At 61.9% G+C, this 21,473-nt stretch carries 18 protein-coding genes; 9 read left to right on the top strand and 9 right to left on the bottom strand.

What is annotated here, in order from left to right; all coding sequences use genetic code 11:
- Positions 1–64 precede the first annotated feature (64 nt).
- From HRF45_04575 to HRF45_04565, 3 genes are all read left to right on the top strand, one after another.
- Positions 65–1,282 carry a M48 family metalloprotease gene (locus HRF45_04575; protein MEP0765801.1) on the top strand — a complete coding sequence of 406 codons (1,218 nt, stop codon included), beginning with the start codon at positions 65–67 and terminating at the stop codon, positions 1,280–1,282.
- Positions 1,283–1,334: 52 nt separating this feature from the next.
- A complete protein-coding gene (locus HRF45_04570; GenBank protein ID MEP0765800.1) occupies positions 1,335–2,000 on the top strand; it encodes a PilZ domain-containing protein in 666 nt (221 codons plus the stop codon).
- A 170-nt stretch (positions 2,001–2,170) separates the two neighbouring features.
- Complete coding sequence (locus HRF45_04565) at positions 2,171–3,442, top strand: Gfo/Idh/MocA family oxidoreductase (protein MEP0765799.1); 1,272 nt, start codon at positions 2,171–2,173, stop codon at positions 3,440–3,442.
- Positions 3,443–3,552: 110 nt separating this feature from the next.
- Here the strand turns inward: HRF45_04565 and HRF45_04560 are convergent, their stop codons facing one another.
- The 3 genes from HRF45_04560 to HRF45_04550 all read right to left on the bottom strand — a co-directional run bounded on the left by HRF45_04560 (position 3,553) and on the right by HRF45_04550 (position 7,682).
- Positions 3,553–5,274 (bottom strand): SBBP repeat-containing protein, encoded by a 1,722-nt coding sequence (locus HRF45_04560; GenBank protein MEP0765798.1) that lies wholly within the window; start codon positions 5,272–5,274, stop codon positions 3,553–3,555.
- Between the two features lie 233 nt (positions 5,275–5,507).
- A complete protein-coding gene (gene pckA / locus HRF45_04555) occupies positions 5,508–7,043 on the bottom strand; it encodes a phosphoenolpyruvate carboxykinase (ATP) (GenBank protein MEP0765797.1) in 1,536 nt (511 codons plus the stop codon).
- 159 nt (positions 7,044–7,202) lie between these two features.
- Entirely contained in the window at positions 7,203–7,682 is a 480-nt protein-coding gene (locus HRF45_04550) for a hypothetical protein (protein MEP0765796.1), read from the bottom strand.
- Between the two features lie 74 nt (positions 7,683–7,756).
- Here HRF45_04550 and hisG point away from each other — a divergent pair, with 74 nt between their 5' ends.
- The 4 genes from hisG to hisH are packed head-to-tail and all read left to right on the top strand — an operon-like array spanning position 7,757 to position 11,512.
- Positions 7,757–8,620: an ATP phosphoribosyltransferase gene (gene hisG / locus HRF45_04545; protein MEP0765795.1), complete on the top strand. Its 864-nt coding sequence runs from the start codon at positions 7,757–7,759 to the stop codon at positions 8,618–8,620.
- Positions 8,617–10,326, top strand: a complete 1,710-nt coding sequence (locus tag HRF45_04540; protein MEP0765794.1) for an aminotransferase class I/II-fold pyridoxal phosphate-dependent enzyme — start codon at positions 8,617–8,619, stop codon at positions 10,324–10,326. Before hisG ends, HRF45_04540 begins: the two co-directional genes overlap by 4 nt.
- Positions 10,323–10,907, top strand: a complete 585-nt coding sequence (hisB, locus tag HRF45_04535; GenBank protein MEP0765793.1) for an imidazoleglycerol-phosphate dehydratase HisB — start codon at positions 10,323–10,325, stop codon at positions 10,905–10,907. The genes HRF45_04540 and hisB overlap by 4 nt, the downstream gene beginning before the upstream one ends.
- The gene (hisH, locus tag HRF45_04530; protein MEP0765792.1) at positions 10,904–11,512 is read left to right on the top strand and encodes an imidazole glycerol phosphate synthase subunit HisH; all 609 of its coding nucleotides are present in this window, start codon (positions 10,904–10,906) and stop codon (positions 11,510–11,512) included. Before hisB ends, hisH begins: the two co-directional genes overlap by 4 nt.
- A 163-nt stretch (positions 11,513–11,675) precedes the next feature.
- Here hisH and HRF45_04525 read toward each other — a convergent pair whose 3' ends face one another.
- The 6 genes from HRF45_04525 to HRF45_04500 form a co-directional block, all read right to left on the bottom strand.
- Positions 11,676–14,027, bottom strand: a complete 2,352-nt coding sequence (locus tag HRF45_04525) for a glycoside hydrolase family 95 protein (protein ID MEP0765791.1) — start codon at positions 14,025–14,027, stop codon at positions 11,676–11,678.
- Positions 14,028–14,084: 57 nt separating this feature from the next.
- A complete protein-coding gene (locus HRF45_04520) occupies positions 14,085–15,197 on the bottom strand; it encodes an exo-alpha-sialidase (GenBank protein MEP0765790.1) in 1,113 nt (370 codons plus the stop codon).
- 512 nt (positions 15,198–15,709) lie between these two features.
- Positions 15,710–16,486 (bottom strand): prepilin-type N-terminal cleavage/methylation domain-containing protein, encoded by a 777-nt coding sequence (locus HRF45_04515; GenBank protein MEP0765789.1) that lies wholly within the window; start codon positions 16,484–16,486, stop codon positions 15,710–15,712.
- A 45-nt stretch (positions 16,487–16,531) separates the two neighbouring features.
- Positions 16,532–16,711, bottom strand: a complete 180-nt coding sequence (locus tag HRF45_04510; protein MEP0765788.1) for a hypothetical protein — start codon at positions 16,709–16,711, stop codon at positions 16,532–16,534.
- Positions 16,712–16,766: 55 nt separating this feature from the next.
- Positions 16,767–17,591: a sugar phosphate isomerase/epimerase gene (locus tag HRF45_04505; protein ID MEP0765787.1), complete on the bottom strand. Its 825-nt coding sequence runs from the start codon at positions 17,589–17,591 to the stop codon at positions 16,767–16,769.
- Between the two features lie 119 nt (positions 17,592–17,710).
- Entirely contained in the window at positions 17,711–18,841 is a 1,131-nt protein-coding gene (locus tag HRF45_04500) for an aspartate--ammonia ligase (protein ID MEP0765786.1), read from the bottom strand.
- 233 nt (positions 18,842–19,074) lie between these two features.
- Between HRF45_04500 and HRF45_04495 the strand changes: the two genes are divergently transcribed.
- Both HRF45_04495 and HRF45_04490 read left to right on the top strand, forming a co-directional pair.
- Positions 19,075–19,908 carry a Dam family site-specific DNA-(adenine-N6)-methyltransferase gene (locus HRF45_04495; GenBank protein MEP0765785.1) on the top strand — a complete coding sequence of 278 codons (834 nt, stop codon included), beginning with the start codon at positions 19,075–19,077 and terminating at the stop codon, positions 19,906–19,908.
- 713 nt (positions 19,909–20,621) lie between these two features.
- Positions 20,622–21,083, top strand: a complete 462-nt coding sequence (locus HRF45_04490) for a hypothetical protein (GenBank protein ID MEP0765784.1) — start codon at positions 20,622–20,624, stop codon at positions 21,081–21,083.
- Positions 21,084–21,473: the final 390 nt, after the last annotated feature.

The following is a 21,473-nucleotide window of genomic DNA, read 5'->3' as shown; positions in this document are numbered from 1 at the left end:
CAGTGCGCTCTCACTTCCTGCCCCCGGGCGCCTCGGATGCGGCCTTTCGACGTATAGGTAAGTGATGCGCACTAGGATTGTCCTCTGGCTCCTGCTCGCGACCAACTTCTTGGCGACGACCGTAGTCGGCCAAGAGGGTCAGGCGGCGACGCCACCTTCCGACCCGGCACTCTCCGATCAGGACAAGCAGGAAGTGGAGATGGGCAAGAAGGGCCTAGCCGAAGTGCAAGCCTCGGGAAAGCTGGGGAAAGACGAGGCGATCCTCGCCCGCATCCGCACCATTGGCAATGCTCTGGCCGAGATCGCGAAGCGCAAGGAGCTGCAGCCCACTTACGGCTATGGCCGCCGAGCACCCTTCGACTACCAGTTCTTCTACATTGAAGACAAAGACGTGAATGCGTTCGCAATGCCTGGCGGCTTTATCTTCGTGCACTCGGGACTGCTGGACTTCGTGGAGTCGGACGACGAGCTGGCAGCGGTCCTGGCGCACGAGATCATCCACGCTGCCCATCATCACCTGCGCAAAGTCGGCGAGGACCAAGCGAAGGTGAACCGCGACTCGATGCTTGCGGCCCTGGCGGCTGCGCTGGCGACAGGCGGTGGCAGCGAGAACACCTACAACATCATTACGGGCACCATGCTGTATCAGGTGGCACGCACCAACCGCTACATCCTGAAGGCCGAGCTCGACGCCGACATCGGGGCGTACGCGCTGCTCCGCGAGTCACCCTATAACCCCGTGGGCATGCTCACGATGATGGAGCGGCTTTACTGGAAGAACGCTATGCAGCCTGCGCTGGACTGGGGCATCTTCCAAACTCACCCGCCGACTGCCGAACGGGCATCGAATGTCCTCCACATGCTCGCGCAGGACCGCGTGCCCGTCCGTCGCAGCGCCGTATCCAGCAGCAACCGAGCCGTGGCCAAGCTGGTTACCGAGGGGGATACGAAGTTCCAAGAGGTCACACTGGGTGACCTTCGCATTGTTCGCCTCGTGGCCGATCCCGAACCCGCCGACCCCCTCTCACGGGCCAACGGCATGCTGCCGGCTCTCAACTTGCTGCTCGATTCGGAGCTGGAGCTGTACGAGGTGTCCGCGCCTGCTCCAGGTCGTATCGCGGCTCGCGGCGTGACACTCGTGGAGTTCGGGGAGGACGACGCCCGGGCAAACGGCCAAACCATGGCAGAGATGACGAAGCAGGTGCGCGAACAGGTGCGCCGAGTTGTGAATCTACTTACGAGGATACGCTCACTTTCGTCCCAGCCCTTCCGCCTAGACTGAGGCGCTTCGCCTGATCCGATCCCTGGGACGTGCCGACAATCACCATGAGGCAATGAGCACGAACACCTCCGCCCTCGACAAACTCAAACCGGGGCTGCCGGTGGACCTGGTAGCAGGCGCCGGCGGCACGGAACGCCGCATCTCGCGCTTCATTCTTGTCGAGCCCGGTGAAGCTCAGCTTCGGATCAAGCCCGCCAACGACGAGCGGATTCGCAGTCTTCCGAAAGTCGGAAGTCACGTCGGCCTTCTGGTTCACTGTGGCCGCAGCGCGCTCAAGGCGCAGGCCATCATCACCGGCACCGAAGGCAGCCGAATCGATCCGCTGGTGACCGTGACGATCGGGACTGACTGGACCGAACTCGTCCACCGTTCGAGCGAGCGACTCCCCGCTGACTTCCCTGCGGACGTTCACATACCAGACCCGCATCGCACGGGGCAGGTAAGTATCATGCGAGGCCGAGTCATCGATCTGAGCATCAGCGGATGCCGTGTGCGACTGGCGAAGTGTCTCGCGAAAGGGACGATGCTAGCCCTTTCGTTCACGCTCCCCGGCTCGACGCGGAAGGTAGCCCTGATGGGACAGGTGGTTCGTTCGACTTCCTGCCCCGACCAGGCCACCTTCTCGGATGTCGGCATGCGCTTCGTACATATCGGGCAGGACGAGCGGGACGTTCTGAACGAGTGGATTTCGGAGTCGCTGATGGCTCAAGTGGCATAGAGCGGTCAAGCGGCGCACGAGAGTAGAACTGCAGGAACAAGCGGTTGCCTACAGCGATGGGAGAGCTTCTTCGGAGCGGCCTAATCTTTGGCCCGATGCAGGGATAGCGCGACCCGCGTCAAACCCATCCACCGAATCCGCAACGAATCGCGGAGACGGAGGCGACTGCTGTGAGCAAGGCAGACGGCATTTCTCGAAGGAACTTTCTGAAGGCGATGGCGGTTGGCGCCGGAGCCGTTGCGGCGGGCCGACCGGTTTGGTCCAAGAACGTCTCGCCCAATGACCGAATTCGCATGGGTGTAATCGGCTGTGGCGGCATGGGAACCGGGCACCTTCGTCGCTTGGTGGACATGTCTAAGAACCCCGAGGAAGGCGTCGAGGTCGTCGGGGTATGCGACATCTACGAACCCCGTAAGCAAAGGGCGAAGGAGATCAGTCAGGCCCGTCTCCACCACGAGTACGAGGAGATGCTTGCGAGGTCCGACGTGGATGCCGTGGTGATCGCAACTCCCGATCACTGGCATGCCAAGATGGCGATGGACGCCATGCACGCCGGAAAGGACGTGTACCTAGAGAAGCCCATGACTCGTACCTGGCAAGAGGGCTTCCAGGTGTACGACACGGTGAAAGCCACCGGAAGGGTACTGCAGGTCGGCGCGCAGAGCACGTCCGAGGATAGGTGGTGGCGTGCAAGGGATTGGATCCGCACGGGCGAGATCGGCAAGGTTCTGTGGACGAAGAGTAGCTTCTGTCGCAACTCGCGCGAGGGTGAGTGGAATTGGCACATCGACCCCGACGCCGGCCCTCACAACGTGGACTGGAAACGGTGGCTCGGCTCTGCACCGAAGCGTCCCTGGGACCCGGACCGCTACTTCCGCTTCCGGAAGTACTGGGACTACTCTGGTGGCATCGCCACGGACCTCTTCTACCACATTCTCTCTCACCTGCTGGTAGCGCTCGGTCCCGAGATGCCGAAGTACGTCAGTGCGCACGGCGGCATCTACGTGCAACACGACCGTGAGGTACCTGATACGTTCCACATGCTCATCGACTACCCCTCCGAACATACGGTCGTCCTCTGCTCCTCCATGGCCAATCGCCAATCGCTGGACGAGACCATCTACGGCCACGAAGCCACCCTGCACTTCGTGGGAGAAGGCTTCCTCAGGGCGCCAGAGGAGGAGTTCAAGGATCAACGGCCGGAGATTCGCGTTCGTGAGCGTTCGCGGCCGGACCACATGCACAACTTCCTGGAGTGTGTGCGCACGCGGCAGCGACCACATTGTGACGCCGATCTCGGGCTCGCTACCATGGTAGCAATCGGCCTGGGTGTGGATGCGTATCGCAAGCGGCAGACCATCGAGTTCGATGCGGAGAAGCGCCGCGTGCAGGGTCGTTCTGCACAGCCATCCCTCCCGCGCCACGACACATTGCCTCGCTGAGAACTCACTGCTCGGCCACGGCAGACAAGATGCAGCGGGGTCGCCCGCTTCGGGCGACCCCGCTTCGGCTGAGTCAGGATGCGGGACCTTGCATCCGGTAGCAAGAAGTGCTAGTTGTCTCCGGGCTGCCCGAAGTTCACGAGACACGCGCCGAGGTCGCTCAGACCCACTTCCCCGTCCTTGTCCAGGTCTACGAACCCGACCCCAGGCGAGGATGCGAACTGGCTCAGAATGGCGTTCAAGTCCAGCAGGTCAACGAAGTTGTCCAGAGTGGGATCGCCGTTGAGCAGCGTGGGGTTCACAGTGCTCGGGCGTCCGGGGCTAAGTAGCGGCATGGTTCGTCGCAGCCAGTTCTGGTAGCGAATCGACAGGTCCCAGTCTCCGGGCGGCACTTGCATCGTGATTGCGCCGGTCGCGTTGACAGACATGTTCACGACGAGTATCACATTCTGCGTGCCGGCCTCGCGGATGTCTACAGGGATGACAGTGGGATACGGCCCGGCCAACGCCTGCATCGTGAGCTGTCCGGTGAAGTCGGTGGTATGAGTGTACATCAACACCACCACGTCTTCGTTGGACGTACTGATATACCACGTCCCTGCTACGAACACGCGTCCCATCGAGGCCACACCACAGGCGGCACCCCGATCGAGAACGCTGTGCGAGGGGCGCATTACGCCAACCACCGTGCCGGTCGGGCTGTACTTGATACAGGTAAGCGCCAGCGAGCTGCCGGTGCTATACACGTTGTCGAACTGGTCTACTGTGACGTGCCGAGTCTCCTCGAGCTCGGTACCACCTGACGAGGAGTAGGTCTTCAGCCAGAGCTGATTGCCCAACGAGTCGTATTTGATGGTGGCCATATCGCTGCGGCTCCCTGTATAGAGCCTACCACCGACGATGACGTTGTCCTGGGAGTCGACTACCACGGAGTTGCCGGAGTCACCGCCACCCACTCCGCCGTCCAGTCGAACGTCCCAAAGCGCACTACCATTCACCTGACGCTTGATAGTCCAGATGTCGGAGTCGGTACCCACGCCCGAGCTACTACCGGTGATGATGGGGCGGCCAGCCGAGTCTACTGCAACGGCATTCGCGATATCGCTGCCTCCCGCGGGCCCGTCGAAGAACTGCACCCAGTTCGTGATACCCGAGGTGGTGTAGGAGATGAGTACCATGTCCTCCTGCGAACCGAGGCGTCGGCTATAGCCGCACGTGAACACGTCGCCCTGAGGCGATACTACGATGTCTCGAGCCTCGTCGCGAATTCCCGCGGCACTGTGCAACCGGGTCCAGTCAACGTTGCCGTTCGGGAGGTATTTCAGCATCACTATCGCGCCCGGGGAGCCCTCGTAGTCCCCTGCAACATAGATGTTATTGTTCGTGTCGAGCGCGATGGCGCGCGCGGTGTCCTGACCACCATTGTAATGCTTGGCCCATAACTGCGTGCCGGCCGAGTTGTACTTTACGATGGTGATGTCGCGATTGAACGTGGCGTCTTTGGTGGTACCCGTGACGATTACGTTCCCCTCGCTATCTACCACGATGCCGATCCCCACGTCGTCCGACCCAGCTCGGTCATAACGCTTCGTCCACACGCGGGTACCCTGGTCGTTGTACTTGGCGACCCAGATGTCCGTGTTGAAGTTCAGTTCGCTGGTGCCGACGACATACGCGAAACCATCGGCGGTTACGACCATGTCGGCGGTGCTGTCCAGACCGCTTCCGGCGTCATAGAACTTTCGCCAGGTCTCGGTGATCGCCCCGAACACGGAAGCCGCAAGGCCCACCGTAGCCAGGGCAACACCCACCAGGCGTGCGAGTCTGCTCATAGCAAAGTCCACTTCCTTTCTCAACGTCAACGCAGAGTGCCCGAATCGGGCGCAATCTGGTCCCTGCGCCGGGCGGACACCTGACGGCATTCTACCAAAGGACCTGCAGACCAGCAAGAGCAACCGACCACTTAGCCGGTACAAGCAAGTGCTTATGGCGACAAACCCAGTAGCCGTAAGGACCGCTCGGCTGCGGGGATACTGCCGAGAATACCGGAGCCGGTTCGCCAGTGTCACACGGGCAGGGCGATCCTGGCGGCCTTTGCTGCCGACGCGAACATCCCCTCGACCTCTTTGGCCTTACGGTCGTAGTCGCGCTGATCCGGCCACGCGTCTCCGGGCATGAGCATCTTGGGCGGAACGTCCGGAATGTGCTTGGGCACCATCAGCCCGAACACGGGGTCCTTGTGGAACTCGCCTTCGTCCAGTTCGCCCGAGATCGCCGCGTTGACCATCTGGCGGGTGTATTGAATGCTGATGCGGTTGCCGATGCCGTAGGGGCCACCGGTCCAGCCGGTGTTGACCAGCCAGACCTGCGATTTGTGCTTGGCGATCCGCTCGCCGAGCATCTGCGCGTACTCGTTGGGGGGCAGCGGCAAGAAGGGCGCACCGAAGCAGGCGCTGAACACCGGCTGCGGCTCCTTGACCCCAGCCTCGGTACCCGCCACGCGTGCGGTGTAACCCAATAGGAAGTGGAACATCGCCTGCTCCTTCGTCAGCTTCGAGATGGGCGGCAACACCCCGAATGCATCGCAAGTGAGAAAGAGTATCGTGCTCGGGTGCGGCCCATGGCTCGGTATCACTGCACCCTCGATGAACTCGATGGGATATGCGGCGCGTGTGTTCTCGGTCAGCGTATCGTCTGCGTATTCAGGGGCCCGCGTAGCAAGGTTCAGCACGACGTTTTCCAGCACCGAGCCGTATCGGATCGCATCCCAGATCTGCGGCTCGTTGTCGCGCGAGAGGTTGATGCACTTCGCGTAGCACCCGCCCTCGAAGTTGAACACGCCATCGTCCGCCCAGCCGTGCTCGTCGTCGCCAATTAGTTTGCGTGACGGGTCGGCCGAGAGCGAGGTCTTGCCGGTGCCCGACAGGCCGAAGAACAGCGCGACATCCCCCTTGGGTCCGATGTTGGCGCTACAGTGCATCGGCAAGATGCCGCGTTTTGGTAGTAGGTAGTTCAGCACGGTGAACACACTCTTCTTCATCTCGCCGGCGTAGCGCGTCCCGCCGATGAGGATGAGCCTGCGAGCGAAGTTGATGATCACGAAGGCCTCGGATCGCGTACCATCCACCTCGGGGAAAGCACGGAAGTTGCAGGCGTTGATAATCGTGAACTCCGGCACGTGCTGCTCTAGGTCCCGAGCAGACGGGCGCAGTAGGAGCTGCTTCACGAATAGCGCGTGCCAGGCCAGCTCGGTCACGAACCGGACCGGCATTCGGTAGCGAGGGTTCGCACCCGCGTAGCAGTCGGTCACGTACACCTCGCGGTTCTGAAGATACGCAATGACGCGCTTGTACGCCTCGTCGAACAGGTTCGGCGGGAAGGGCACGTTGACAGCGCCCCAATCTATGTCCTCCTGAGTCGTCGGCTCCTCGACGACGTAACGGTCCTTCGGCGAACGCCCGGTGTACGGAACAGTCTCGCACACGAGCGCTCCGGTCGAGGCCAGCCTCCCCTCACCCTTGCGAATGGCGTGCTCGATCAGTTCCGCTGGGCTAAGGTTGTAGTGAACATCCCCCGTGTAGGCGATCTCAAGCTTCTGCATAGCTTGGCAAGATACCCGTTCTCGCGGGCTAAGGGTGCTGGCTCTGCGCCTCGAATCGGCCAATCATGCCGAGCAAAGCCCGGCGCCCCCTGCCATGCCTCCCACTTTCGGCGGAGGCATGGAAGCCGGGGATGTCGGCTGCGGCCGCATGCGCCGACATCAGAGCTTCCGCCGATCGCCTCCAAGCGAAATCAGCAGGATTTCCCGCACTGCCTCGGCGATGCCGGGTGCCTGGCTCTCCCGAGAGCCGGCGACGTTCAGCACACGCACATCGTTCTGCGCTACCCACACTGCTAGCTGTGCGGCTGCAGAACTGATGCCATGTTCCTCCAGATCCAAGTGGAGAAGCGGTTTGTCGTGGACCGAGGCCAGCTCGGCGGTCAAAGCGCTCCCGCCGACAGGCTCGCCGTAGGTGAACAACACCGTGCCGTCCGAGTCGATCACGTTGCGTTCGGTGCGCACAGCGAAGTCCGCCGACTCTGTCTCCGTCAACTTATAACGCTCCGGAATCGTCCCATCTTCGGCGAGGCGACCCGCGGGGCACCACCCACCGTGTGGGATGCCCAGATCGATCGCCGCATCCAGCCCTCCCCTGTCGGCTCCCGTTTGTCCGCCCGAAACGATGCGCTCCACGACCATACCTTCGAGTTCCTCGCTGGGTCCCTACGGCCTGCCGGGGGTATCATTCTGACTTCCCCGAGGAGTGCCGACCGATGCCCGATCCAATTATTCGGATTGCCCTTCCGAAAGGCCGCATGGAGGCTGGCGTGCTCGCTCTGCTTCAAGATGCGGGCATGCCCGTGCGCTCGGGTGCACGTGAGTATCGGCCCAGTATCGGGATGCCCGGCTTCGAGGCAAAGATCCTTAAGCCGCAGAACATCATCGAGATGGTGCATCTCGGGTCGCGCGACATCGGCTTCGCGGGGGCAGATTGGGTGGCTGAGATGAACGCCGACGTTGTGGAGATCCTGGACACCGGGCTCGACCCCGTCCGACTGGTGGCAGCCGCTCCAGAGGATGTGCTGGAGAACGGCAAGCTGCCGGCGCGTCCACTCGTGGTTGCATCGGAATACGAGAAGCTCGCGACCGATTGGATTCTGCGCGAGGGTCTGGACGCCAAGGTAGTCCGGTCCTACGGAGCGACAGAGGTGTTCCCACCCGAAGACGCCGACTGCATCGTGGACAACACGGCATCGGGAGCGACGCTGGAGGCGAACAATCTGCGAGTGGTCAGTGAGATCATGCATTCGTCCACTCGGCTCTATGGCAATCCCGCCGCGATGCGAGAGCCGACCAAGCGTGCAGCGGTGGATCGCTTCGTGTTGCTGCTTCGCTCAGTGCTGGATGCTCGGCGCAGGGTGATGCTGGAAGTGAACGTGCCAGCCGACAAGTTGGAGCGAGTGATCGAGGTGCTTCCCTGCATGAGAGAACCTACCATCGCCCAATTGCACGGTGAGGCGGGCTATGCTGTGAAGGCCGCGGTCCCGCGCGAAGACCTCTCTCGCGTGATACTGGACGTAAAGGCCCGCGGCGGCACCGACGTGGTTGTCACCCAGATCGCGCAGATCGTACCATGAGCGTTCTGAAACCCGCCCCCGCACTCGCCCACGTAACGGCCTATGCGGTCCCCATGCACCCCGCTCCGATCGACCTTCGGCTGGACGGCAACGAGGGCATGCGCCCGCCTGCAGAGCTGCTATCGGCACTAACAGAAGCGGGTCCCGAGGTGATGAAGCGTTACCCGGATGCGAGCGAACTGCAAGGTCTGCTTGCCGAGCGGTTGGGTGTGGAGCCCACTCGTGTGCTAGTGACCGCAGGAGCCGACGATGCCTTGGACCGCGCGTGCCGGGCGATGCTGGCTCCCGGCCGCCAGATGCTACTGCCTTCTCCCACCTTCGAGATGCTGCCGAGGTACGCGAGCTTGGCCGGGGCGAAGGTGGTAACCGTTGCCTGGCCTCCCGGCAAGTCCTTTCCTATCGAGGCGGCTCTCCTGGCACTTACGCAAGCCACCTCGCTGGTGTGCTTCGTGTCACCTAACAACCCGACGGGAGCCGCTGCGCGCGCCGAGGACCTTCGGAGGCTGTCGGAGGCCGCGCCCCATGCACTGATCCTAGCCGACTTCGCTTATGCGGAGTTCGCCGACCGCGACGACACGCAGTTCGCTCTATCTCTACCCAACGTGGTAGTGGCACGAACGCTCTCGAAGGCATGGGGACTGGCAGGGCTGAGGGTGGGATACGCAGTTGGACCACCCGAGGTGATCGCATGGATGCGAGCCGCCGGTAGCCCCTACTCCGTGTCGCGTGCGTCGCTCCTGCTTGCGTCCGAGGCACTGCGACGAGGCGACGAGGGTATGCGTGCCTTCGTCGAACGTGTTAGGTTCGAACGAGGCGAGTTGCAACGTTTGTTGGTATCTCACGGCGTGGAGAGCTTCCCGTCGCAAGCCAACTTCGTGCTCGCTCGGCACACCGATGCGCTGTGGTTGCGCGATGCAATGGCTGGTATGGGAATCGCTATCCGCGCCTTTCCGGGAAGGGAATCTCTCGCCGATTGCGTGCGCATCACCTGCCCCGGCGACGAGGAGCAGTTCGACCGCGTCTGCAAGTCGCTCTCGGTAGTGTTCGCCCCACAAGCGCTCCTGTTGGACCTGGACGGCGTGTTAGCCGACATCTCCGGCTCCTACCGTCGCGCCGTGTTCGAGACGGCAAAATCCTTTGGCGTAACGCTCGACCCGCAAGAGGTAGTGCGTGCCAAGGCGGCGGGTCAAGCTAACAACGACTACGAACTCACCCATCGCCTGCTATCGGATCGGGATGTTAGCGTCAGTCTGACGGAAGTAATCGAGAGGTACGAGGCTCTGTACGCAGGCGAGCAAGGACTGTGGCGGAACGAGCGCCTACTGGTGGACGCGGACTGGCTCCGTAGCCTCGCAGCCAGAATCCCGTTAGGGATCGTTACCGGGAGGTTGCGCAGACATGCCGAGAGGTTCTTGTCAGGGGTGGGCCTGCTGGGCTGCCTCGGTGCGCTGGTGTGCATGGAGGACGCCCCTGAGAAGCCTAGCCCCGAGCCGCTGCTGCTTGCCATGAACAGACTAGGTGTGCAGCGCGCATGGATGGTGGGAGACCTGGTGGACGATGTTAGCGCTGCGCGTGCCGCAGGTGTGCTGCCACTCGCAGTGGTTTCACCTGCAGATACGCCAGAGGTGATGGCACCTGCGCTCCTGAGAGCGGGTGCCGCGCGCGTGCTTACACGGCTGGAAGAGGTCGAGAGGTTGCTGCCATGAAAGAACGTAGATCGGAGATCGTGCGTGAGACGCGTGAGACACGCGTCGAGCTTACGCTCTGCATTGACGGAGTGGGCGATGCAGATGTCGCCACGGGTATCGGGTTTCTCGATCACCTGCTCACGACTCTGACATGCCATGCTCGATTCGACTTGCATCTCGTGTGCCGCGGTGACACGGACGTAGACGATCATCACACCGCCGAGGATTGCGCGCTGGCCCTGGGAGCGGCGTTGGATCAGTGTCTCGGAGATCGATCGGGAATAGCCCGTTTCGGGCACGCCTATGCGCCGCTGGACGAAGCGCTCGCGCGCGCGGTAGTGGACCTTTCCGGTCGGCCCTTCCCTCGCATAGACCTGAGGCTGCGACGAGAACGGTTAGGTGATCTATCGTGTGAGAACATCAGCCACGTGTTAGCATCGCTGGCCGTCGCCGGGCGCATGGCACTGCACGTGGACGTGATCGACGGCCTGAATGACCACCACAAGGCGGAGGCCGCATTCAAGGCCACCGCTCTGGCCCTGCGTCAGTCAGTCTCGCGGCTCGGCGAGGGAGTGCCCAGCACCAAGGGATTGCTGTGACCGCGAGTCCGTTCATCGTTCGCACGGGGGTGGCGAATCTAGCCTCGGTTGTAGCTGCGTTTCGTCGGCTCGGTGTCGAGCCAGCATTCTCGTCGCGCCCCGAGGAAGTGGCATCCGCGGAGGCCGTCGTGCTGCCAGGAGTGGGTGCTTTCGAGGCTGCGATGCATGCACTACGTGCGGCCGGCTTAGATGCAGCGATTCGCGATCGCGTCCTTGCCGGGCGACCCACTCTCTGCGTGTGCCTAGGGCTGCAACTATTGTGCGAAGGCAGCGAGGAGGCACCCAGAATGTCCGGCCTCGGGGTAATACCACACATGGTAACGAGGTATCCAGACAGCGTCAGAGTGCCTCAACTCGGCTGGAATCGGGTGGAGCCGGAGCAGGGGTGCCGGATGTTGGTGTCTGGTTACGGCTACTTCGCGAACTCCTACCGTCTTGCAGACGCTCCCACGGGCTGGGAGGTGGCATGGTCCGACCATGGGGGACGCTTCGTTGCCGCTATGGAACGTGACGGCGTGCTGGCATGCCAGTTTCATCTCGAGCTTTCCGGCCCGTGGGGCCTATCGCTCCTTGGCCGCTGGCTCGATGCCCGCACACTCCGATGACTGCGCGTTCGCACCGTCATCGTTGCATAGGAGGCCCGAAGTGCCGAGGCCTACCGCAGAACACACCAGGCCTCTGTCATCTCGAAGGAGCGTGTGCCCGTCCCTTCGCATGCCCCTGGGCTACCGCACGCGACTGAGGGACCTCTTTCTAATCCCCGTTCGGCTACCGCAGAGTGTACATCTGACCCGGCGCGACGGACAACACGATTCGCCTACCCTCCTGCTTCCATCCCTTGGATGCCCCCGCAACGGACGTGATACGCACGTCCGACGGCAATTCGATGACGATGTCGCCCTCCGCCCACACGCTCGTGAGCGCCGCTTCGGTCAGCCGACCATCCTTCCACTTCATCGCGACTTCCACACCACCACGTGCGCGCAGGCCCGACACGCTTCCGGTCGGCCAAGCCTTGGGTAGACACGGTAGTAGACGGATGACATCCGTGTGGCTCTGCAACAACATTTCCGCCACTCCCGCCGTGTAGCCGAAGTTGCCATCAATCTGGAACGGTGGGTGGTTGTCGAAAAGGTTGGGCAGAGTGGACTTCGCTAACAGCGCATGCACGTTCTCGTGTGCCCGCTCCGCATCGAGCAACCGGGCCCAGAAGTTGATGATCCAAGCGCGACTCCAGCCAGTGTGCCCACCTCCATGCTTCAGCCGACCCTCGATGGACTTGCGCACCGCCTCCGCCAGATCGGGTGTGCGCTCCGGTGTGATGCGGCATCCTGGATGCAAGCCGAAGATATGGGACATGTGCCTGTGTCCCGGCTCTACCTCCAACAGATCCTCGGGCCATTCCATGAGCCGTCCGTCCGCTCCGATGCGCGGGAGCTGCAATCGCTTGCGTGCGATGGCTGCTCGCCGCGTCGTTTCGTCGCTGATACCTAACACCTCCGCGGCCTCAATGTAGTTGGATAGCGTCTCCCAGGCAATCTCCTGATCCATGGACGGCCCCATGGTGAGCGACGCACGCTTGCCATCCCCGTATTGGAAGGTGTTCTCTGGCGATGTGGTGGGACCTGACACCAGCTTGCCGGACCCAGGGTCCTCACACAGCCAGTCCAACAGGAACTCGACCGCGCCCCGAAGAACCGGCAGTGCGCGCTCGCGTAGGAACGCTTTGTCGCCCGTGTAGCGATAGTGTTCGATGTAGTGCTGTGTACACCACGCCCCACCGAGAGGGAACATCCCCCACAGCGGCGCACCCACAAGCGCCGTGTAGAACCACGCATCGGTCTGATGGTTAGCCACCCAGCCGCGCATGCCGTAGCTGTCTCTCGCGGTGATCGATCCGTGCTTTGCCAACTCATCTATGTAGTCGAAGAACGGCGCGTGCAACTCGGATAGGTTGGTGGGCTCCGACGGCCAGTAGTTCATCTGCAGGTTGATGTTGATATGGTAGTCTCCCTGCCACGGGGTCTCGATGTCCTTGCTCCAGATGCCTTGCAGGTTGGCGGGCAGGTAGCCGGGACGCGAGGAGGCGATGAGTAGGTATCGCCCGTACTGGAACATGAGCGCCTCCAGCCCTGCGTCCACGCCGCCTTGCTGTACAGCCCGCAACCGCTCGTCGGTCGGTGTGCCGCCACGGTCCTCCCCTAGGCTCAGCTCGACGCGACCGAAGTAGGCGGAATGGTCCTTCACCGCCTGATCCAGCAACCGCCGATAGCCTCGCTTCCTCCCGGCATCGAGTCGCTCCTGACAAGCGGCTAACAGGTCATGCGGCTTCGGATGGACAATATCCCGCATGTTGTAATCCGTCTCGGCGGTGAAGAGGATGGTGACAGCTCGCGCGCCGCTCACGCTCAGGCCTTTCTCTCCCGGTCCACACCTACCTCGCTCCACCTGCACCCGTAGAGCTGCCGCATAGTGAACCCCCGGCTTCTTGCCACCCTGAGTCACCTGGCCGGTCATCACCAAGTCATCGTTGCCAAGAGTGTTGGTGAGGAAGTCGGCGGGCCGATCCAGTGCGATGTCGAACGACAGCCCGTCGCGGTGCTCGGTCTCGATACGTATCACTAACACGTTAGCAGGATAATTGGCGAAAACCTCTTCCTTACAGCGAGCTTCGTCAGCTGTGTAGCGAACCGTAACGACTCCGCGTCGAAGATCCAGTTCACGCGTGTAGTCCGACACGTCGTCTCGTCCCACGAACGAGAGATGAAGGTCCCCCAACGTTTGGTAGCTGCGTGGCCAATCCATGTCCACCAAGAAGTGCTTGCGCGCCAACTCCTCGGCTTCCACATACTTCCCCTGGAAAGCCAGCCGACGCATCTCCGGCAGCGCCTCGTGTGCATCCTTCGGCGCCTCCGGACGCGGCGGACCGGCCCACATGGACTTCTCATTGAGCTGGATGCGCTCATTCTGGGGATGTCCGAATACCATCGCGCCCAGCGCACCGTTCCCCACGGGCAACGCCTCGTTCCAGTCGTTCGCGGGCTGCCGGTACCACAAGCGGGGGTTGGCGGAAGACACAGTGTTCAAGGCGACCACCAGCGGTAGGATGATACCGATCATAGTGGCCGCAGTGTACCTCTCTCCTGCCGACGCAGCGATGGACGTCTTGGAGCCCTGCTATCGCGGACTATGCCCTCCTGCGAGCCTGTCGGTCTCCTCCAACCGGAAACGCACGCTGACGATGTAGGGCTGCTCGTCCTTCGTCCAGTGTCCGTAGGTGGTGCAGACGAAGGTTCCGTCGGGTAGTACTTCCACACCGGGGTACGCGCAATCGGCGCCGACCAGATTATCCATCAGCCGGATGCGGTACTGCCCTTGACGGCCCTTCAGAATGTCCTCGAACGTGCCTACCCACGCCACCCAATCACCATAGGTGGCCGACCCTTTCGCCATGTCACGAAAAGATACTACCAGCCTGCCGTCCGGTGCATACTCGGCAGTGTGCCTGTCACCGGTGAGCGAGGCCGGCAGCTCTTTGGGAGTGCTCCAGTTCGCTCCTTCGTCAGTGGAGAACATCACGTGGGAGTTTTTCACACGCCTGTTCTCGCGCAACAGAGCCGCCAATACGCGCCCGTCTGGGGAGCGGACGACTCCCGGCTCGCATAGGTGGATGTCACTGCCCGACCACACAGATTTTGGTTCGATCCACGTGAGGCCGCCGTCTGCGGACAGGGTCTGGTATAGGGTGAACGTGCCGGTCACCTTGCCGCCCTTGCGGAAAAAACGTCCGTCGTCGTGAAACATGGCGAGGTAGCGGCCGTCGCGCAACTGCTCCACCGATCCCATCACCACGATGCCACCCCAGTCACCGACGGGTGTTAGTGGAGACCAGATCTTTCCATCGTCCTCGGATACGGAGAGGCGTGCCGGGTACAGGCCAGACCAAAGTATCAGCCGCTTCTTGCCCGTGATGGGCTCGATCACTCTATGGATGGTTGGCACTTCTTGGCTGGTAGCCCAGTTCTCCGGCACCGGGAGCCTCTCCGACCACGTCAGCCCGCCGTCTTCACTCCACTTCATTACGATGGAACCCTTGCCATGCCCCTTCGGGTACACGCACAGGATGGTTTTGCCGTCTTCCAGCAGCACGGTGGTGACGTGACCGAGGTACTGCCCCTCTTCTCGGTCCACGATCACTTGCCGCGATGTGTCCCCGGCCAGGTCAACGAGTGGAATCCAGCCATCTGCGTTGCGGTCTTGAGCCAGAAGCATCATTATCAGTGGCAACATGCCGGCAGCATACCACGATTCCTGATGCACCTTGCCACCTCGCCAACTCTCGTACCGACGTCCACCCTTGGTGGCGACTGCGCCATACTGTTACTTCGAAGGCATCACACATACCGTCATGCTGAGCCTGTCGAAGCATGGACTCTGCAGCCACTAGGCTATCATCGTGATACCGTTTCAAGCGGCTCTCGGTGTCATGCTTCGACAGGCTCAGCATGACGGAGTCAGGAACCTATGCGTATGACCATCTTATCATTCCATCCGCCATAAAGGGTGGAGCATCGAGAACTCCCTCGCCTTGGGGTGAAGGTGGAAAGAGAGAGTTGGGGTAGCGGTCTGGTTCAGTTCCTGACCCGTGGGTGCGGAATCGATGCATCAAAAGGCGCTGGCCATGTTACCGGTCCAGGCTCTCTCTCGGATGGAGTGTAGACGACGGCCGCGAACGAATGGCCGAAGCGCGAGCGGGCTCGCACACTCGCATATGTGTGCAACCGGAAGTCCTTGAAGACGCCCTACCTACATCCGTCAACAGGATCGGGTGCGAGTTCTTTGCGCGTCGGAAGATACTGGCAGAAGAGTGGGCCGCGGTTATTCCATGTTCCCACTGCCATGAGAGGGTATCGCTTCGCGTGGCCGTCGGTGTGAAGCAGGTTCGACCCATCGGTATGCTGATCGCCGTGGTTGTCGTTGTAGTCCGGCCAGAACCCTCCATCGTTGATGGTCTTCGCGCTTTCGTCATAGAGCAGGAAGGTGTTGGACGGAAAGGTGATGCGCGATTGGTTGATGGTGGGTCCCTGCCAGTTGGACTGTGGGTACTGCAGCATGTACATGTTCATCGAGTAAGTGGTCCACGCCTTCCCTGGATCCCACAACCCACCCATGTAGGGATTGCTCACAGGCTTCGTCTGCGAGGGACAGCGGTAGATACCGGCTCCTTTTGCATAGGGCCACAGTTGCCCGAGCTTGGGGTCGCCGATGTAGCTGCACATCCACGAGATGCCCGGCACCCACCACTCGCTGCTGCAGCTCTCGCAGCCGCGGTGGTTGCACACCCACGCGTGCACCCCGTCGAAACCATAGGGCGACGGGAAGCGGTTGCCGTTATCGTCGCAGTACATGATGAAGGAACGGCCGAGCTGCCCCATGTTGCTCAGGCAGGTGGTTGCGTTCGCCTTCTCCCGCGCCCGGGCGAAGACGGGGAACAGGATTGCCGCGAGGATCGCGATAATCCCGATGACCACGAGCAACTCGATCAGAGTGAAGGCCCGGCCTTCTCCACGGGGTCGCATTCTAACGTCATTGTATCACAAACCTAGAGCGAATGCGTCTTGCCCCTACACCTGGTACTGGGGACAGAAGTAGCACGCACCGCCGAGATAGGAAGTCTTCTCGATGGGTGTACCGCACTTGCCGCAGGGCTTGCCTATGAGGCCCGCGTGCAGCGCTCGCCGAAAGCCGGCCGGAAATTGTTCGAACCGGTCCGCAATCATGACTGCTTCCGGCAGCTCGATCATTCCTTCCCGTCTCCCGAACCATGCCGGTGTTACGTGCCTCCGTGCTAGCGGCTGCTCAGCACAGAGGCTCGAGCAGAGCGATGGCGCGGCGGATGTCGGCCACTTGCTGCTCGCCGCTGATCTCCCTCTCGATGGTAAGTGCCCCACGGTACCCGAGCCGCTTGAGACCGCCTATCAGCCTCGGAAAGTCCACCTTGCCTTCGCCCAGCACCGTCTCGCGCCCTAACCGCATTGGGTCGGTAGGGTACTCACCGTCCTTGGCATGCACACCTCGTACATGCGAGCCGATCACATCCAGTGCGTCCACCGGGTTGCCCTTGCCATACAAGATCAGGTTTGCCGGGTCGAGGTTCACACCCAAGTTGTCAGTGCCTATGTCGGTGATGAGTCGCAAGAGCGTTACCGGAGTCTCCTGGCCCGTTTCAAACCACAACTCCACACCCAGTTCCTTGCACCGCTGCGCGACTTGCCGAAGCGCATCCACGGTTCCGGAATAGAGCGGGTCGGCCGGGTTTTCTGGCACGAAGCCGGCATGCGTGGAAATGCTGGGTACACCGATGCGCGCTGCAAACTCCGCACCCTGGATCAGCGCAGCCACTCGCTGCTCGCGATACTCGGGTGGCACGAGGCCGATGGTGCTAGGGCCCTCGGTGAAGTTCCACTTCGCTGGGCCAGGGTACCCGGCCCACACGGACGTCACTTCCACTCCCAAATCGCGGCTCGCCGCGGTCAGCGAGGTAGCGTTTTCGTCACTATACTGTGACATGTCCCAGCAGTTCAGTTGGCAGTTGTCCAGACCCAAGTCTCGGACTTTCTGCAGCTCCTCGCGCACGTTCGGGCGGAGGGTCATCATGACCCCGATTCGAAGCTTGTCGCTCATGGCGGGGCTCCCTTGCAGGTGAGATATGGGGCACGGCATGCGCCGTGCCCCACCCGATTCCCCGTACCAACCCCCCTACCTGCCGCGGCCCGACAGATTGGGCCATGCGACTTAGGCGCTTACTCCAGCACGTGGATGTTGCGCTTCGCGCACATCTCTTTCAGCACCTTCGGCCAGACGGTCACGCTCACTTCGCCCAGGTGTGCGCGCCGAAGAAGCAACATCAACGTGCGCGACTGCCCGATCCCACCGCCGATGGAGAGCGGGATTTCGTCGTTGAGAATGGCCTGGTGATAGGGCAGCTTCAGGAAGTCGAGTTGCCCCGTCATTTCGAGCTGCTGGCGCAGCGTCTCCTTGTTCACGCGAATGCCCATCGAGGATAGCTCGTGTCGACGGCGGGTAACAGGGTTCCATACCAGAATATCGCCGTTCAGCCCGTGCATCTGCTTGCCGTTCTTCACGATCGTCGGTGTCACCCAGTCGTCGTAGTCGGCGGCGCGCATCTCGTGCGGGTAGCCGTCCTCGAGCGTCCACCCTATGCCATAGATAAAGATGGCAGGGTAGTCCTGCAGGATAGCCGTCTCGCGCTGTTTTCGCGGCATGTCCGGGAAGCGCTCTAGGATCTCCTCCGCATGCAGGAATGTCAGTTCATCCGGCAGGTTGGGATATTTGTCGGTCTTGAGCGCTGGGAACAGTTCTTGTGCATATTGCTCGGCGCCCTTTATCACCTTCCATATGCGCTTTACGGTGTCTGTTAGGTAGTCGAGGTTCCTATCTTCCGCAGTGATCACCTTTTCCCAGTCCCACTGATCCACGTAGGCACTGTGATCGTGATCGAGGAAGTAGTCTTTCCGCACTGCCCGCATGTCTGTCACGAGTCCTTCGCCTACGCTCAAGCCGAACTGTTTGAGCGCAACTCGCTTCCACTTGGTGGCAGCTTGCACTACCTGCGCGTGGATGGGGTTCTTACCGTGATCGTTGTGAATGTAGAACTCGATCGGAGTGCGCGAGCCGTCACGGTCTAGGTAGTCGTTGACGCCACTATCTCGATCCACGATGAGAGGTACCTCCACGCGGATCAGGTTCAGCTCCTTGCACAGCCCGTCCTCGATGTACCGCTTTACAGCGGTGATGGCCATCTGAGTCTCCTTCGGGTCGAGCAGGGGGAAGTAATCGTTCGGCAGGACCTTCTCGATCTCTTCGTAGGTACCAATGCCAGGGCCGGCCAAATCTGCTACTTTGTCAGACATCTTTTTCCTTCGCCTCGTTGCGTAGATGGTGTCGCACGCCGCCGGGGGCCGCCTTCGCGACGATGGCCTGGTGCGCAGAGGGCATCCTCGCCCGGGCACCGCGGCTCCTGCGCTGCAGGGCATCGCTACAAATGGGAGACCAGCGTGCGCAGTTTCTGTTGTACCTGTCTGCGCCTGCCCCCCGCTACGGAAGGTGATACGTCCCGGGCGGCGAAGCACACCACGTGCTCGAAATGGAAGTCCGGTTGGAGCCCCCCATCAAGTGGGCCGGAGGGAAGCGCTGGCTGACGCCGGTCCTGATGGAGCTTTACAGCCGCCACCGGCACCGCAGGCTGGTGGAGCCCTTCGTCGGCGGCATGGCCGTCGCCCTCGCGTTGCGGCCGGAGCGGGCGCTGCTCGCCGACCGCAACGAGCACCTGATCAACTTCTGGCGCGAGGTGCAGAAGGGGCTCGTCGTCGAGATCCCGATGGAGTACGACCACGACCTCTACTATCGGCACCGCGAACGGTTCAACGAGCTGATATCTCGAGACGAGGCGCACGGGCCCGAGGCGGCGTCGCTCTTCTACTACCTCAACCGCACCGGCTACAACGGTCTGTGCCGGTTCAACTCGACGGGCCTGTTCAACGTGCCGTTCGGCAGGTACAAGAATGTCACCTATCGTCGGGACTTCCGCGAATACGTGCCGGTGCTCCGCTCTTGGGAGCTGAGGGTCGGTGACTTCGAGAACCTCGCTGTGGAAGCCGACGACTTCATCTATGCCGATCCGCCCTACGACGTGGAGTTCACACGGTATGCGAAGGACGACTTCGGCTGGGAAGATCAAGAGCGTCTGGCGAAGTGGCTTGCCGCACACGCCGGTCCCGTGGTAGCGTCCAACCAGGCGACGCCGCGGGTCCTCGCCCTCTACCGCGACCTAGGCTTCACCGTGAGCACCAAGTCCGCCCCGCGCCGCATCTCCTGCACCGGCGAGCGCTCACCCGCAGACGAGATGGTGGCACAGCGCAACGGCGACCTTCGCGCAGCGGGCATCGCTGAGGGCGAACACGGGCTACGTGCCCTGTAAGGCGGGTGGGCGACATCTCTTCCGGAACACACCGAGCGGTACCCCAGGCGGATGCCCGGCGCCCGGAGTTGTCGTTGCTCGTGTAGTCGAGCCACTGGTGTGTCACGACAGATGCAGGCTCGGCCTTTGGTTCCATCTCAGCTCAAGATTGGGGCTAAAGCCCCAGAAACCTTCCGAGTGGTGGCAGGCCGGCAGGGATCTCAGTGTTATTCAGTAGCAGCTTAGTCCAAAAGGGGGCTCTCAGTATGGTGCAAAAGACTAGTCTGCCCTGTTTCGCGCCCTTGGTTGTCCTCGCATTCCTCGTGATTGGCGGACACTGCGCAGCCCAGGAGCCACCGCCTTCAGGTGACCCGTTTCCGCTCGAGGGTCCAGCACCGGAGCAGGTATAAGGCGTTCGTGCTGCCTCCGTCTTGCGACAAGCGTGAATACGTGGGGCGGCTCAGAGTCGGTGGCTTGGAGCACGAGGTCTACCGCGAACGCAGCGGTTGGACCCGTCACATGCAATTGTGGGACTGCTACGAGTGTCGGAACGGCCAGTGGGTTTTGTGCGGCAACAAGCTTGCCACGTGGTTCACGTACCACCAGTCGTACGACCCGAGTCTCATCTGCACTCTCCCTGGCTACAACTGCGGGCCCCAGCAATCCCAGAAGCAGGTCTTCCGAACCCCTGGCGGGTGTTGTTCCTTAACCGATCCCACGGGAGGAGGCCGACGGTGAGCAGAAACACACTCTACTACGCTGTAGCTTTGGCCTTCGGAGCGGCGGTGGTAGCAACACTCGTGCTTGTACTCAGAGGCGGCCTGAGCGGTGCAGGCCACGTGGGCGATGTTCAAGGCATCCTCGTTAATCCGGGGACTGAGATCCTGTTCGAGCTGAGCCGGCCCGTAGACCCCAGGCTCGTAGCGGAACGCCATAAGCTCCAGGGGCTGGCGGAAGCGGAGATGATACCCCCCGCGCCTCCTGCCGACGGAAAGTACCCGGGTGGGGGCGGCAGGTGGCAGGGCTTTGGGGTGGTGTGGGCCAGCAAGACCCACCTTCTCTACGTCGCACCAGACGTAGCAGGCCCCATGTTTGATGAGGTCAGACTCGAGCCCTCACTGTTCCCCAAGAACGACGCGGAGCAGATGTCGTTGGTGGTTCAACCTCGCGGGGGGGGGACGACGAACACTGGTTGAGGCGCTTGGGCTTTCGCGAGCTCGCCGAGGTGCGAGGTGCGTGGTTAGGGAAAGGCGATATTCGACTGAAGGTCGTAAGGATCAGAAGTCGCGAAGAGGCCGGACGGGATCGGCCTCTGCCGCCCAAGGCCTTCGATTTGGCGACGCCGGACGAGTACGAGAACGGAAAGCTCGTAAAGAGGGGCGGCCGTCCGCTGTACATCCACCCGGGCAAGCCGGTCGAAGCGCCGAATGAGGGGTGCCGCTCCCTTCCCTCTCCGAGGGGAGCCTCGAAAAGCGGAGATTGAGGCGACGTAATCGGACCGGGGGCAATCCGATCAACACTCGCCCCATGGCGCGATCGCCCGGTACGATTCCTCCGTCCGCCGTCGGGCGGGTGGTGGTGCATCC

The sequence above is a fragment of the Fimbriimonadia bacterium genome (genome assembly GCA_039961735.1).
Lineage (GTDB): Bacteria > Armatimonadota > Fimbriimonadia > Fimbriimonadales > JABRVX01 > JABRVX01.
Note: the sequence above shows the minus strand (reverse complement) of the source record. Positions and strands in the feature narration are given on the sequence as shown.